This is a genomic window from Exiguobacterium sp. s192, from assembly GCF_018618795.1.
GTDB lineage: Bacteria > Bacillota > Bacilli > Exiguobacteriales > Exiguobacteriaceae > Exiguobacterium_A > Exiguobacterium_A undae.
On the sequence record NZ_JACSMS010000001.1, the window covers coordinates 840888 to 852945 of the forward strand.

At 47.9% G+C, this 12058-nt stretch carries 10 protein-coding genes; 4 read left to right on the forward strand and 6 right to left on the reverse strand.

The genetic code is table 11. The annotated features are described in order from the left end of the window. Window positions 1-83 precede the first annotated feature (83 nt). Window positions 84-779, forward strand: a complete 696-nt coding sequence (locus KNP87_RS04440) for an ABC transporter ATP-binding protein (protein ID WP_214720956.1) — start codon at window positions 84-86, stop codon at window positions 777-779. Continuing rightward, window positions 772-4002 (forward strand): ABC transporter permease, encoded by a 3231-nt coding sequence (locus tag KNP87_RS04445; RefSeq protein ID WP_214720957.1) that lies wholly within the window; start codon window positions 772-774, stop codon window positions 4000-4002. Before KNP87_RS04440 ends, KNP87_RS04445 begins: the two co-directional genes overlap by 8 nt. Before the next feature lie 630 nt (window positions 4003-4632). Here KNP87_RS04445 and KNP87_RS04450 read toward each other — a convergent pair. Both KNP87_RS04450 and KNP87_RS04455 read right to left on the reverse strand, forming a co-directional pair. Beyond that, window positions 4633-6645 carry a Na+/H+ antiporter gene (locus KNP87_RS04450; RefSeq protein ID WP_026833030.1) on the reverse strand — a complete coding sequence of 671 codons (2013 nt, stop codon included), beginning with the start codon at window positions 6643-6645 and terminating at the stop codon, window positions 4633-4635. An 82-nt stretch (window positions 6646-6727) separates the two neighbouring features. Beyond that, window positions 6728-7615 carry a helix-turn-helix transcriptional regulator gene (locus KNP87_RS04455; RefSeq protein ID WP_214720958.1) on the reverse strand — a complete coding sequence of 296 codons (888 nt, stop codon included), beginning with the start codon at window positions 7613-7615 and terminating at the stop codon, window positions 6728-6730. Window positions 7616-7699: 84 nt separating this feature from the next. Here KNP87_RS04455 and KNP87_RS04460 point away from each other — a divergent pair, with 84 nt between their 5' ends. Then, on the forward strand, window positions 7700-8221 hold the full coding sequence (locus KNP87_RS04460; RefSeq protein ID WP_147511299.1) for a dihydrofolate reductase family protein: 522 nt from the start codon (window positions 7700-7702) through the stop codon (window positions 8219-8221). A gap of 94 nt (window positions 8222-8315) precedes the next feature. Here KNP87_RS04460 and KNP87_RS04465 read toward each other — a convergent pair whose 3' ends face one another. The 4 genes from KNP87_RS04465 to KNP87_RS04480 all read right to left on the reverse strand — a co-directional run bounded on the left by KNP87_RS04465 (window position 8316) and on the right by KNP87_RS04480 (window position 11320). Then, window positions 8316-9239 (reverse strand): NAD(P)-dependent alcohol dehydrogenase, encoded by a 924-nt coding sequence (locus KNP87_RS04465; protein WP_214720959.1) that lies wholly within the window; start codon window positions 9237-9239, stop codon window positions 8316-8318. Window positions 9240-9340: 101 nt separating this feature from the next. Next, on the reverse strand, window positions 9341-10561 hold the full coding sequence (locus tag KNP87_RS04470) for a cation:proton antiporter (protein ID WP_214720960.1): 1221 nt from the start codon (window positions 10559-10561) through the stop codon (window positions 9341-9343). 3 nt (window positions 10562-10564) lie between these two features. Next, entirely contained in the window at window positions 10565-11065 is a 501-nt protein-coding gene (locus tag KNP87_RS04475) for a cation:proton antiporter regulatory subunit (RefSeq protein ID WP_026833034.1), read from the reverse strand. A gap of 36 nt (window positions 11066-11101) precedes the next feature. Then, on the reverse strand, window positions 11102-11320 hold the full coding sequence (locus KNP87_RS04480; protein ID WP_026833035.1) for an AbrB/MazE/SpoVT family DNA-binding domain-containing protein: 219 nt from the start codon (window positions 11318-11320) through the stop codon (window positions 11102-11104). Window positions 11321-11523: 203 nt separating this feature from the next. Here KNP87_RS04480 and KNP87_RS04485 point away from each other — a divergent pair, with 203 nt between their 5' ends. Continuing rightward, window positions 11524-11982 carry a DUF2975 domain-containing protein gene (locus KNP87_RS04485; RefSeq protein WP_026833036.1) on the forward strand — a complete coding sequence of 153 codons (459 nt, stop codon included), beginning with the start codon at window positions 11524-11526 and terminating at the stop codon, window positions 11980-11982. The last annotated feature ends 76 nt before the right edge of the window (window positions 11983-12058 follow it).

The window sequence follows — 12058 nt, forward strand, 5'->3', positions numbered from 1 at the left end:
TTTTATGGTTATAATAGGAAAGTAATGGGTTTTATTACTTACATATGGGATTAAACAAATACGCTTTTTAGGAGGTGAGGTACATGGCTTATTCGTTTATATGCAAAAATATAACGAAATCGTTCCAGACAGGTGAAAACGAGACGTTCGCATTACAGGACATCCAGCTCGACTTCGCCGAAGGTGACTTCATTTCGATTATCGGACCTTCCGGTTCTGGTAAGTCGACGTTGCTCAGTATTCTTGGGACACTCGACACTCCGACTTCAGGAGAATTACTGTTTGACGGAAAAGACATCTCCAAATTAAATGCGAAGCAACTCTCAGACTTCAGGTTCGAGAACATCGGTTTCATCTTCCAGCAGTTTCACCTCATCCCAACGCTGACGGCACTTGAGAACGTGCTCGCTCCGCTCTTCGGACGCAAAGTCAATTACGATAAGGAAAAACGGGCACTCGAGCTCCTCGAGGAGGTCGGACTCGCAGACAAGATTCACTCTCTCCCTTCTCAACTCTCTGGTGGACAACAGCAACGTGTCGCCGTCGCCCGCGCTCTCATCCATCGCCCGAAGTGGTTGCTCGCGGATGAACCGACTGGGAATCTTGACACAGCAACCGGTGAGGTCATCTTCAGTCTTTTGACGAAACTCAACCATGAGAGCGCCTGTGGCGTCTTCTTCGTCACGCATGATCCTGAACTCGCCGCACGCGCGAACCGGACGATTACGATGAAAGATGGTCGGGTCGTCGATTCGTCGGAGGTGCCTGCTTATGTTTAAGTTCATCTGGAATTCCTGGTGGCGCAATAAGGAGCGCTTCATTCTCCTTCTCGTCGGTGTCTTAATCGTTAGTACGGGACTGAGTTATTTGATTGGAACAACACAAGCGAACAATGGGACGGTCGTCGATGAGCTCCAAAAACGTTGGGGATCATCCTACGACATCGTCGTTCGACCGGAAGGCAGTCGTAGTGTGACGGAGGATTTGAATCTGCTCGAACCAAACTACATGAGTGGGCTCGACGGTGGAATCACGCGAAAGCAGTACGAAACAATCAAAAAGATCGCTGATGTCGAAGTTGCCGCTCCTATTGCCATGATTGGCTATAATCGGACTTCAAGTAGTGTAGGAACACATACGATCGATAAAGAAGGTATCTATCGATTAAAGATTAAAGATACACAAAATACTGGTCTTCAGAAAGATTCTTACGAGTACACGCTATTTCTAGCTGCCGGATGGGAACCTAGTGGTAATGCAACAAAAACAGGTGTCTCACCTCAAGCACTCGGAAAGCAACCACTTTATGAATTCGGCAGTGAAGTCATGATCGCTGGCATCGACCCAGAAGCAGAAGCCGAGCTGGTCGGCTTAAATCAAGCAACAGAAAAAAGTGAATATAGTCATTATTTTACGAAAAACGATTTAGCTACACCTTATGGCGATAACGCCACATCAATCCCGATACTTTTAAACAACCGTGAATACGTCGATGCGACACGTACCTATACGTATGAAAAAGTGGAGATTCCTCTCGTCGATAATTCTATCAGTGCAACTGTTCAGAAGATCGAGAAAAAAGGAGGAGAGGACTATCTTCGGACCCTCTCAACAACAGAAGATAAAACCTATACGATTACAACACAGGATGTCCAAAAGAAACTTGTAAGTGACATTTTGAATAATACGTTACCTACAGGCGACTCCACTAATAGTGATTCACTCTCACCCATTGGCTTAAAACCTTCACCTGTCGATTATCGTTCTGTCGAGAGTCCACATGCTTCCAGATGGCCATTTACTTATCAAGTTCAACCAAAAGAAGTTCCTAAAGAATCGTTACTTGCAAAACGAAGCATGTACCGTGAAGCACGTACATTTGGAGATAATATCAATGACTGGCCTCAAGTAAGATTGAATTACATTGGTGTATTCAATCCTAAAAAATTGAATGTTTCAAAAGATCCGTTAACTGAATTACCTATGGAGACGTATTTCCCCTCCAAAGCACAATGGGTGATGGATCAAAATGATCGTCCTGTCAATCCGGTTCGTGACGTCAAACCAGCAAACGATCCCTATGATTTTCTAACTAAGCCACCTTCGATGCTGACCACTCTAGATGCAGCATTCAAAATACGCGGTAAAAAAGCCATATCAGCTATCCGCGTCAATGTTAAAGGTGTGGAAACAATGAACGCGACGAGTGAGAAAAAGTTACAGGCAGTCGCTAAAGAAATCGAAGAAAAGACTGGACTGACTACTGATGTCACGCTGGGCTCATCACCACAACTTGCACTGACATATTTACCAGGGTTAAAGGGCGAATCTGCTCTCGGTTGGGTCCAGCAACCCTGGATTAAACTCGGCTCATCGATGGCAATCTTCCAAGAGGCAAAGGTCGGCATGAGCGGCATCATCGCGAGCGTCATCGCGGTTGCAATCGTCTATGTCTTCAGCTCAAATATTATTTTGCTTTATGCCCGTAAAAAGGAGTTCGCGATCCTACTATCTCTTGGGTGGCGACCACGGCAGTTGTCAAAACTATTATTCTTGGAGGCAACGCTTCTCGGTTCACTCGTCACACTGATCGCTTGGACAATACTTAGCTCGTTCTGGATCACGACTTCCCATCCGATTGCGCTCGGTAGAATCCTGTTAATCGGACTCGTAGGACTGATTATCTATTGGGGCGGTACACTTGTTCCAATGACCTTGATTCGTAAGATTAAACCATATGAAAGTATGCGCACAGGAGAGGTCTCAAAAGGGCGTCGCTTCGTTCGGGCACGTAGTGTTCTTGGAATGAGCGTTAACCAACTTGCGACGTATTGGCAACGAACGTTACTTTCTGTGATCGCAATCGCTTTGCCGACAAGTCTCTTTATCTTCTTCCTGTTCATTACGTTTCGTCTGAAGGGCGTCCTATACGCTACATGGCTTGGTGAGTATGTCGCTTTAGAAGTAGGCACCATGCATTATGTCGCGATGGGTGTCGCGCTCTTGATTGCGATTTTAACGACGACTGAAATCATGTGGCAAAACGTAAACGAACGGAAAAGTCAGCTCGCCGTCTTGAAGGCTACGGGATGGCGTGATGCTCAGGTTCGTACTTTGGTTTTGAGTGAGGGTCTGATGACTGGTCTAGGTGCCGGCATCATCGGATTGTTGATTGCACTTGGACTAATCGGTTTCGTCTACAATCAGTTCCCGACGAATGAACTAGGCTTCTTGAGCATCATGCTGTTGATTCCGATGGTGACAGGCGTTCTAGGTGCCTCCCTTCCGGCACAACGCGCAGTCCGGATTACACCAAACGCCGCTCTTGGCACTATCGTCGAAAATAAGAAAACGACAGAACGTCGTTTCAAGTGGGCACTCGGATCAATCGCCGCTTCATTATGTATCGGTGTCGTGAGCCTGTTCTTATTTGCCTCGACTGAGTCATCGACGGCTCCACCACAGAGTTCTCCACTGAAACAGCAAACAAGCGGACAAAAATTAAAAGATTTAGCTGCTGAAAAAACGTCCAAAAATGTCACAAAAACATTTAATCAGAGTCCCGCTCTTAAAAAACTAATGAAGAAAGGTGTTATCCAAACGTACCCGGGCGATCCGAAAGCAAAATACGAGCTGTTTTACGCCAAGCCACTCATTTCGACACCGAAAGAATTAAATTTAAAAGAAAAAACAGGTTATCGGTATGTGACGATTCCTGTATTCATGCACAACTCTGATACACGAAGTGAAGGTGCCTATTCGACTTACAGACCAGGAACGTTTACACTTACTTCCCTAAATGGTAAAGAATATACGACCGTTGATTATGTCAATCATAATGAAAAAGCTTGGAAATATGGCTATCAGTATATTTCTCCGTATAAGTCTCTTGTCGATTTAGTATATCAGGTACCTATTGATCAAAAAGTATTCGTTCTATATGCAGCAGATGAAGCTTTCCCAAAACCAACAACAGTCAAAATTGAATTAGAAGGTAGTTAAATACAATCCCCTCCAGGTCAATTTAAACTGGAGGGGATTATGATTAAAAAATATTTAATATCTTTTATGGTTTACAAGAAATAAGAGCAAACATGTGTGTAAAACAGTTATTTTGTATACAAAAATGAATATTCTTCTTGACGGTCACAATTGACAGGTAAGCTTCTCAATATACGAATCAGTACGACTTAGATTATCGTTCAATGAAAGGAATAGCTGGATGGAACGGTTGTTAACAACCATCCTACTCGATCAGTACAATTTTAAGGTCGGACGCATAAGTCTCAAAGAACGTCGATTCTCGGAAGAAAGATTATTATGAATCACTCCGCCTATTCTCCGTGCGTATGCACCAGACCAACAAGATCCGTTCCCTTGGATTAACTATTTGCTGAGCACGATTCTTGCTACTTATAAAGAACTGGAAGATCGTGTCGGACTAGTGACGACGGGTAGCCAAAACACACATCAAATAAGACCTCTTCAATTGTGAAACCCGTCGTCTGTACGTCACACAGTGTCCCATAAGGAAAAGGAGGAAAATTCCCCGATTCACTCCGGAAATTTCCCTCCTTTTGTTCATTTTAATCAAGAGACATCCTCACTTTTAAGACAATCCTATTTTTCCGTTCATTCTACATATTCGTAAAGAACGACACTTTCGATATAGTGAATGAACCGGCGTAACTCTTTTTCTTCTTCGCCGGACAAATCGCCTTCCTTCGACATCGAAGCGATTTCTTGACGCTGGACTTCGATTGCCCGCAAACAGAGTTCTTCTTTTTGTTGATCGACGTCGGCTTTCCCGCCGACCGGTGACGACCAGCGGGTATGCTTGAAGCGTAACCGTTTGTAGAATTCGAGCACGCTTTGCACGACATCGACCGGATAATCGCCGCGGCATCCTTCGAGCCGGGCGATGACTTCACCCATGACCTGTTCGTACAGTTCATGCTCGACTTGCGTCAGCCGGATCAACTGGTCGGACGACATATTCGACCGTCTCCGTTTCCAAAGGATCTTCCGGATCGGTTGTGTCAGCCGGAAACGCGCCTCTTTGTCAATCGCTTCGCGTCGGTTGTCGATTGACCGGAAAACTTCTTTCTTCAATTGGTCCGGTGTCTCATGATCGGCAAGGAACTGTTTCGTGAAGTCACGTTCCCACTGGACTGCTTCGAGACGCAGTTTTTTCAGTTGTTCATTGAAGTGAGTCAATTCTTCTTCACTTTTCTCCTGTGCCCGTAACAGACGTAGCATGACATGATATTCGTTTAACAAGTCAAAGGCGACGGTCGAGTTTTCTTCGTTGACGACCTGCTTGATTTCCGTGATGGCGCGTGTCACCATCCGTTGTTTAAACGAATTTAGATCCAGTTCCGGTTGGGCATCTGCCTCTCCGCGGTTGAGCAGCGGCAAGAGGACTGTCGCCAGAACGAGTGTGAAGATGATGACGCCGGCCGCAAGGAAAATGATCAGTGACCGTTCCGGGAACGCTTGTCCCGAGTTGGTTAAGAACGGTAACGACAAGACCCCGACCATCGTGATCGTTCCGCGGACGCCGACGAGTGTCGTGATGACATCCTGTTTAAAGGACGGTTTTTGATGATCCGCTTTTTTCAGGAAACGGTGGTCGAACCAATTGAAGAACATCGTCCAAACCAGACGAATCAAGAGGATGACCCCACCGATTTCAATGACGAACAACATCAAGCGCCAGTTGTTGATCGCGTCATCGGCAAAGATTTCCCGCGTCGCTTCCGGTAATGTCAAGCCGAGCAACAAGAAGATAATCCCGTTTAAGATGTAGGCGATCATCGTCCAGATGTTGTCGGTCAACGTCTGCTCCTGGGCAAAAAACGTTTCTGTCCGTTCCTTGATCAAGGCGTGGAGAATCCCGCCCGTAACGACGGCGATGACACCGGAGGCATGCAAAACTTCTTCTGCGACGAAGAAGATGATGAACGGCGTCAAAATTTGCAACAAGGCATAAAAGACAACATCTTCAATCCCTGTCCGGCGTAATTTCATCTTCAGCCAGTTCATTGCGATACTGATCGCCAGACCCACGACGGCTCCGACAGCGAACATGTAGATGAATTCCGTCGTCGCTTGTTGAATCGAAAAGTAACCGGTGACGACCGCTGCGACCGCATAGCTGAAGGCGACCAGTCCCGACGCGTCATTGATCAATGACTCTCCGCGGACTAAGTTGAGAATCTGTTCCGGTATCTGGACCCGTTTCGCAATCCCGTTGACGGCAATCGGATCAGTCGGCGAAAGAATCGCTGCAAGCGCAAAGGCTGCCGCGAGTGGAATCACCGGTACCAGCCAGTTGATGAAGTAACCGCCGATGATCGTCGTCAGCAACACGAGGACGATGGCATTTCCGAAAATCGCAGCCCGCATCTTCCAGAGTTCTTCGCGCGGGAAATGTGAACTGTCGTTATAAAGGAGTGGTGCAATGAATAACAGCAGGAACCATTCCGATTCGACTTCAATCTTCAAACCGCTGATTAACAATGCGGCAATCGTTCCGACGAGAATTTGAATCAAGGCGGTCGGGATGAAGCGAATGTAATGCCCGAGTACTTGCGTCAAGATGATTAAGGCAAGCATTAATAAAATCAGTGATAACGTTTCCATAGAAAACCCCTTCCATTCTTTCACTGTTTCTCTGGTTATATCGTAACATAATTTCTCACTGACTTAGGGGATTCTCCCCTTTTCAATCGTCATATGCTGCAAGCAACGCGCGCGCTTGGTTTTGAAGATCGTCGATCAGTGACGCTGGTTCCAACACCTTGACCTCCCGACCGAGCCCAAACAATTGCCGGCCGAGAAACGGTAATTCAGCAACAGGGACCGACCATGTGCGTTGTTCGTTCAGCGGCAGGATTCCTTCGAGCAACCGTTCTCCGAGCGTTGTCAATTCCAAGCGGACCGTTACCTGTTCCCCTGCCTGTCCGTGTTGGTCGGCCTCTTCGAACGTCATCCGGTCTGACGGGAGGGCCGTCTGTTGCACCTGCTCCACCCGGTCGACCCGGTACTGGCGCAGCCCACGGTCTGTCTGCGCGAGCAGATACCAGCGGTTGCGATCAAACGTCAGACCGATCGGATCGATTAGAATTGTCCGCCGACCGCCTGTCGTCTCGTACGTGATTTCGCCTTTGACTTCCGCCTCCATCAAACGCAACAAATCACGCGTCAAAGGAGACGGTGGTGTATCCGGTCGCGCAAAGCGGACCCGTCCTTTTAAGCGGTCCATCTTGGCTTCGAGATCAGACGGCAGGTCGTGCAGATACCACTCGGCAAGATTGCCCCGCAACGCACCAAACGGCAGGTCGGGAATCTGTCCGACCCAATCGAGCATCAAAAACAGCGTGATGGCTTCCTGTTCCCGTAAGGCCAGCGGCGGCAACAACCGGTTCGGCAGGACACGGTACCCGCCGGCGGCTCCCCGTTCACTGTAAATCGGGTACCCGTTCGCTTCGAGTTCGAGCAAATCACGCTGGATCGTCCGCAAGGAAACTCCGCAGGCGTCCGCCAATTCCCGTGCCGTCAGCAGTTGTTGCCGGTTCAGCAGACGCATGACTTTTAAATGACGACTTTTCATAAAAAATCCCCTCTTTAATTACGACATCTTTTGTCATGATTATACCGTAGACTAAGTGTAGAACAAACAACAGGAGGAGTTACGATGACAAAAACCGTTTTATATATCGCCTGCAGTTTAGATGGGAAAATCGCCCGCTCAAACGATTCACTCGATTGGCTGTTTGCCGTCGAAGGCGACGGTGACAATGGGTACGCGACGTTCATGGAAGACGTCGGTGCCGTCATCATGGGCCGAAAGACGTTTGACGAAGTCTTGGTGCTGAGCGAAGAGTATCCATACCCAAGCATCGACAACTACGTCTTGACCCGGCAACCGGACAAACAGTCGGAACACGCAATATACACGAATGAACCACTCGATGCCCTAATCAACCGGATTGGTCCGACGATTGACGGTAAGATTTGGCTCGTCGGCGGCGGTGAATTGATTCAAGAAGCGTTACGGTTGCAACTGATTGATCAGCTCGAACTGGCGATCGCCCCGGTCGTCCTCGGCAGTGGAATCCCGCTGTTTCCGGAAGGGACGCTCGAGACCCGATTCCGGCTGACCGGTTGCCGTCCGTCCGGACAATTCATCATGGCAACGTATGACGTCTTGAAATGACCTGCCAGACAGAAAAAAACCTTTGAAACAATGCAGTTGATTCATGCATGTGTTCAAAGGTTTTTTCTTGAAAACAGTATTTCATTTTATCCGTTCAGTCATGATCGTCGGCAACCGACACAATGACATTGCCGTGCTTCTGTCCAGAATCGACGTAACGGTGAGCGGCGACGATGTCCTCAAGCGGATACACCGTATCGATGACCGCTTGGATCTTTCCCGCTTCAAACCACTCATTCAGCCGGGTTAAATCGTCCTTCAGCGCCCGGGCGACACCTTGTCCGGCGACTGAACGAAACGCTCCGTCCGCCTTGACATGCTGCCGGGCTGTCCGTTTGTCCACCTTACCAGACGCATCAAACACCGCGTCATACGTTGTCAGTTCAGTGTCATAACCATCTGTTGTATAGTCGACGACGACATCCGCGCCAAGTTGTTTGACCAATTGCGCATTCCGCCCGCTGCAGACGGCCGTCACATGAAGACCATATTGTTTCGCAATCTGGACGGCAATTGAACCGACGGCTCCGGACGCCCCATAGATCAAGATCGTCTTCGCCTGCTCGAGATTCAGTTTCCGGAAAAAATGCAGGACGGTCGTTCCGCCAAACGGAAGGCTGGCTGCTTCTGCAAAGCTTGCGTTACGCGGCATCTGCTGGACACACTTGTTTTCCTTGATACAGGCATATTCGGCATAGCCGCCAAAACGCATTCCGGTCAGGGCGTAGACCCGATCGCCGACCTTGAAGTTTTTTACCCGGTGACCCGTCGCGACGACTTCACCCGCTAAGACGACTCCTAAAATCGGCTGTCTCGGTGCTTTCCATCCGACGACGAGACGCATCGGGAGCTTTCCGGCTGCCGGGACGTCGAGCGCCCGCAGACGCCGGTCCCCGGAGTGCACGGCGGTAGCATGTACCTGAATCAGCAGATCAGATGCTTTTGGGGCAGGCTGTTCGACTTCTTCTAACTTCAACACATCCGGCGGACCATAGGCAGTACAAATAACGGCTTTCATTGTATCCCTCCTCGTACAGATTGGTTACTTAAAGGAATACGACAGTGGAGCCTCGAAAACCTGCTTGATGCGGGTCTGTTTTACCTGACACCTGCCAGCCATCATGCTTTTGGTTTTGACTTTTTCGGTTTCGGTTCGGTCCATTTAAAGATGCCGTTCATGAAGTTGTAAATCCGTTTGGATTCTTTCGTCATCAGTGGTCCGAGGATTGCTAAAATCAAGACGTACAAGGCGGAGAACGGCGACAGGATGTCCATCAGTCCGCCGGCGATCCCGAGATTCGCGACGATGATTGAAAACTCACCACGGGAGACGATCGTCAGACCGATGTTCGATGATGCTTTGTGCGACAGTCCGGCTCTGCGTCCGGCAATCATTCCGGCAACATAGTTCCCGACAATCGTGATGACGACGGCACCAAGTGCGAGCCACACGGCATCGAGCAGCATCGTCGGATCAATGCTCAGTCCGAAGCTGAAGAAGAAAATCGCACCGAAGAAATCACGGAACGGGACGACAAGATGTTCAATCCGTTCTCCTTGATCCGTTTCCGAAAAGACGAGTCCGAGCAGTAAGGCACCGATCGCTTCCGCGACGTGAATCGTTTCTGAGAAACCGGCAACGAAGAACAGTGACGCAAAGACGACGATGATAAAGACTTCGTCCGAGGCGATCTTCAACATCCGATTCAGAAGTGGTGTCGCTTTGCGGGCGATGATGAAGAACAACAGCATATATCCGAGGGCAATCAGAATCGAGGTCAGAGATGACAGTAACGTCGTCCCGTCTCCAAGCAGGAGTCCTGATAAGACGGACAGGTAGACGGCGAGGAAGATGTCCTCGAACATGATGATGCCGAGAATCAATTCCGTTTCCGTGTTCCCGGTCCGGCGCAAATCGACCAGGACTTTCGCCACGATGGCACTGGATGAGATCGTGATGATTCCGGCGATGATCAACACTTCATATAATGGGAATCCGGCGATGAAGCCGTACAATAGACCACCGGTAAAGTTGATCGAGAGATAAATCGTTCCGCTCGTGACGATCGATTTACCCGACCGGATCAACTTGCCGATCGAAAATTCCAATCCGAGATAAAACAAGAGGAACAGGACGCCGATTCGTCCGAGAAAACTGATGAACTCTGCACTTTCAATGAACTTGAAGTCTAGTATCCCGATTGTCGGAGCGTGCGGCCCTACGATCATTCCTAAAATGATTAAAAACGGAATGATCGAAAAATTCAATTTATTCGCAAGCAATGCTGCGATCGCCACTAAGATAAGCGCGGTACCAACTTCAAATATTAAATGATCCATCTATTATCCGCCTCCTTCGATAGAGAATAGGGCTTTCGTGATATGGCGGATATGTTGACGTTCACCGGACAAGACGATCGTATCGCCTGCTTCAAGACGTGTATCCGGTCCCGGATTCAACGATTTTGATTTATCGTGTTTCAGAACAGCGATGATCGAGATGTCATACTGATTGCGAACATCAAGTTCACCAATCGTCCGGTTGTTGACGGCGGAATCTTGCCCGATCTTGAACCATTCGATGACAAGATCGTCAAACGCCAGTTCAATTTTTTCGAGATCTTTCGGTTTGTACGCAAGGCCCCCTAAAATACCGGCCATCTGACGGGCTTCGGCGTCATTAAACGTCACGCTCGAGATGCTCTCATCAAAATCGTCGTCGTCATAATGGTGCATTTCCCGGCGACCGTCGTCATGGACGATGACGACCACCTTGTCTCCTCGAGTTGTGATGCCTTCGAACTTCCGTCCGATTCCTGGTAAATCCACTTCACGCATATCCATCTGTAGTTCCTCCTTTAAATTGGTCAATCGATTGGTTTATAGATGATGATTGGCTTTTTGGATGAGCGACTTGAATTTTTCATCACTCAATATATCTTGAAGGTCATGCAGCTGTTTTAAATCCGCTTTCGCCATGATGACAAACCCGTCTTCCTCGATGAATGCAACGCGATCTCCTTCCTCCACCTGTAACGCTTGTCTGATTTTTTTCGGGATCGTAATCTGTCCCTTGGACGTCAACTTGGATAGCTCCATTCCGAACTTCCTTCTTTCTTTTTCTGATTTTCCTTACTTCCTTACTTTTCTTATTTATAGCATAACATACTTCCGATTTAATTCCGAGTACTTTGCTTTGAATTAATAAAAAAGAATCGATTCCCTCGCTTAAATCCGCCTTCAGACGGGCAATCTTTCATGTCGGTTGTTCTATACTGACAGAAAGAAAGGAGGGATTGATCATGAAAAAATGGCGTCTCGTGTATTTGCAACTGGTTTTCACTGGAATGCTGATTGGTTTGTTCGGATTAGCAGGAGTCGCGATTTCCCTGTTTATTAAAAGAGCACAAAAAGGATTCTCACTGGATATTTTACTGGATAAACCGGGTTATTTTATTTTGATGGCGGGACTATTAGCATTCATCCCTTGTCTGATTGCCTTCATCCATATCTTGAAAATTCTTCGTTCCCTCAAATCGAACGCAACCGTTACACCGATTGCCGCTTCATTCGGGATCATCACATTATGTTGTTACATCATCAGCGCCGTCGCACTCGGTTTGTTTCCTGTCATGTTCATCGTCGCCAATCGTGATGATGCGCCCGGTCTCATTCTTTTTGCTTTCCTACTGATTTTGGTTCCGTTTACGTTCAGCGTGATCAGTTCACTTCTGCAGTCACTACTTCAGAAACCGGATTGACGTTCAGAACCAGTATTCGATTTTTGGTATAGCACATCATTCTTACTTCCTGTATACTTTTGGTAAAATATGTATG